Here is a 2653-nt window from a genome sequence, read left to right as displayed (position 1 = left end):
AACTGGCATGAATCCGGTGCCGACGAGGTGGCGGCCCTGCTGCTGCGGCGTGGGGTGGCGGTCGAGGCGGGGTTGTGGGATGCGGCGGGCTTCGAGGTGTGGAAGCGTTCGCCCGTGCGCGACCGGTGCCTGCGCGTGCTGATCGAGCTGCCCGACGAGCCGGCCGAGACCGTTCGTGAGCACGCCGAGGCGATGATCGCGCACGTGTCGCTCGAGGAGCCCGACCTGCCCATCCTGCTGCATGGCGAAGAGGGTTCGACGTGGCCGGTGTTCGACCTCGCGGTCGAGCTCGGCCTGGATTCGCGGATCGGTTTGGAAGACACGCTGCTGCTCCCCGACGGCAGCAGCGCGCCCGGGAATGCGGCGCTGGTGCGGGCGGCTGTGCAGCGGATGCGGGGAGTCTGACGCGCGGGGTGGCGAGACTGCGGCATCCTGAGGCCATGTTCGGCGACAGCATCCTCCTCATCATCCTGTTCTGGTCGGCCGTGATCCTCATCGGCGTCCTCATCACCTGGTTGGTGATCTACTCGGCCGTGCGTGCGGCGCTCACCTCGCATCGGCAGGCGATGGCGCGGGACGGTCGCCCCGGTCAGCTCTGACCAGCGGCCGGATCGGCAGGCGGCGATGCCGTCGTCTGCCCCGGCATTCGGTCGCGCCTTCGCTGAGCGGCGGGCTCCGTCTGGCAGGGTCTCCCCATGACCGAAATATCGCCACCCGTCGATGCGCGCGCTCGCGCCCTGCCCTTCGCGATCGGCGTCGGCGGGGGTGTGCTGGGGATTCTGCCGTGGTTGATCGGCGGCGGCATCCTTCCGCTGCAGAACCTCTGGGCGTCGGCGACGATGCCGGAGGACATGCCGTTCGTGCTGCTGCCGCTGAGTCAGTACTTCGTGACGCTGCTCTTCTCGCTGCTGCTGCTCGGAGGGGTCCTCGCCGGGTTCACGGTGCACTTCGTGGCGCGTCGTCGTGCGATCGCCGTGTGGCCCGCGGCGCTCGGGGTGCTGCTCGTGCACGTGATCGCGGTGGTGCAGAGCTTCGCGGTGCTGGCCGGCGGGCTCGGGCTCGGGCGCGGTGGCGACAGTCGGGTGACGCTCTACTTCGCCGGGCTCCTCGGCGGTGTGGTCGCGGCGATTCTCCTCGCGCAGCTGGGCTTCTGGATGACATCGCGGCGGTCGGTCGGCGTTGTCGCTCTCGGTGTCGTGCTCGCGGCGGTGCCGTTCGCCAACTGGGTGGGCCGCTGTTTCCTGGCCGTCACAGGCGACGCATTCCCGCCGGTGTTCCTGCCCTATCTGTCGCCCTGGTTGCCGGCGATCGTCGTCGGTGCGGCGCTGGTGTGGTGTGGAGTGCGGCCGGCCTGGCGGATCGTGGTCTGGGTGGTCGGTCTCCTCGCGGTGTGGGTCGTACCGGCGTTGTTCACGGCGATCCAGTACGGACTCGGCATGCGGGTGCTCGACGGCGACGTTCCCGAGATGATGAGGGCGTCGGTGGGGGTGTTCCCGATGGTGCTCGCCGAGGTGTGGCAGCCGGTGATCGTGACGCTCGTGATCGGCGTGGTCGGCACGGTGGTGCGGATGATCGTGGAGCGGGATCGGACGCCGGCAGAGTCAGCGCGCATCCAGTGACTGCCAGAACTCCACGATGCCTGCCGCGAGCTCCGCGGGCTGCTCGACCGGCACGAGGGTGCGCGCGCTTTCGATGACGAGGGTCCTGGCGTCGGGGATCCGGCTGGCTGCGGCATCCATCACCTCGGGCGTCCATTCGCCGCGGTCGTCGCCGGTGATGAGCAGGGTGGGCGCGGTGATCCGCGGCAGGCGGTGCGAGGCGTCGCCGCGGTTGATGATGAACGATGTGACGGTGGCGGCGATGCTGCGACGCGGGGCGCGGTTCAGGGCGTGATCGATGACGGCAGTCATCGATCGGTCCTTCGCGTGCGGCGGGATCAGCTGAGCGTCGTGGATCACGTGCCGGAGGTGGGCGATGGGTCCGAAGTGGGCCAGGATCTGGTTGGCGATGATGAGCTTGATCCGGAACACCGGGTCGATCGGCTCCACCGGCGAGCTCACCGCGACCAGTGAGCGGACGGTGTCCGGGAAGAGCGCGGCCATGGTCATCCCCACGTGACCACCCCAGGCCGCACCCACCCAGTCGACGCGTCCGTCTCCCCCGAGCTGCTCGATGATCTGCGCGCCGGCTTCCGCGCACTCCTCGATCGAACTCACCCGTGACAACGGGGTGCTCGCGCCGTAACCGGGGCCGTCGAGCACGACGAGCGTCCGGTGCGGGGCGAGTGCCTCGACGACCGAACCCCAGGAGTCGCCGTCGACGAACATGCCGTGCCAGAGAACCGCATAGGGGCCACTGCCCATGACGGTCGCTGCGATGTCGCCGAGCGAGGTGCGGAACCGGGTCTGAACAGGGGCATCTGTGTGATTCATGTCTCCAGCCTCGGGCTCGAAGGATGCCTCGATCCTGGCTCTCGACCGAGTGCAACGTTCGTGCAATGATCGGCTGTGGCCACCGCGCGCGTGCAGCTTCTCGACCGGATCGAGGCGTCCGTCGACGGCGAGCGGGTGCCGGTCGGGGGTCCGCTTCCGCGCGCCGTCATCGCTCGGCTCGCTCTCGAACGCGGAGCGCCGGTCGCTCTGGAAGACCTCAT

At 69.4% G+C, this 2653-nt stretch carries 4 protein-coding genes; 3 read left to right on the top strand and 1 reads right to left on the bottom strand.

Annotated elements, in window-relative coordinates:
- The 3 genes from ACNPM4_RS02585 to ACNPM4_RS02575 form a co-directional block, all read left to right on the top strand.
- A partial coding sequence (locus ACNPM4_RS02585) for a 3-keto-5-aminohexanoate cleavage protein (RefSeq protein ID WP_448984598.1) occupies nt 1–405 on the top strand: 405 nt, incomplete at its 5' end.
- A gap of 35 nt (nt 406–440) precedes the next feature.
- Nucleotides 441–599 (top strand): hypothetical protein, encoded by a 159-nt coding sequence (locus ACNPM4_RS02580; protein ID WP_448984597.1) that lies wholly within the window; start codon nt 441–443, stop codon nt 597–599.
- A 96-nt stretch (nt 600–695) separates the two neighbouring features.
- A complete protein-coding gene (locus tag ACNPM4_RS02575; RefSeq protein WP_448984596.1) occupies nt 696–1619 on the top strand; it encodes a hypothetical protein in 924 nt (307 codons plus the stop codon).
- On the opposite strand, the gene ACNPM4_RS02570 is transcribed toward ACNPM4_RS02575, so the two are convergent.
- Nucleotides 1602–2432: an alpha/beta fold hydrolase gene (locus ACNPM4_RS02570; protein WP_448984595.1), complete on the bottom strand. Its 831-nt coding sequence runs from the start codon at nt 2430–2432 to the stop codon at nt 1602–1604. The genes ACNPM4_RS02575 and ACNPM4_RS02570 overlap by 18 nt on opposite strands.
- Nucleotides 2433–2653 lie beyond the last annotated feature (221 nt).

It is taken from the genome of Microbacterium umsixpiens (genome assembly GCF_053543675.1).
Note: the sequence above shows the minus strand (reverse complement) of the source record. Positions and strands in the feature narration are given on the sequence as shown.

Bases quoted from the DNA above. Each gene is read 5' to 3' on its own strand.
- ACNPM4_RS02570 (WP_448984595.1), bottom strand. From the start codon at position 2,432: ATGAATCACACAGATGCCCCTGTTCAGACCCGGTTCCGCACCTCGCTC.
- ACNPM4_RS02580 (WP_448984597.1), top strand. From the start codon at position 441: ATGTTCGGCGACAGCATCCTCCTCATCATCCTGTTCTGGTCGGCCGTG.
- ACNPM4_RS02575 (WP_448984596.1), top strand. From the start codon at position 696: ATGACCGAAATATCGCCACCCGTCGATGCGCGCGCTCGCGCCCTGCCC.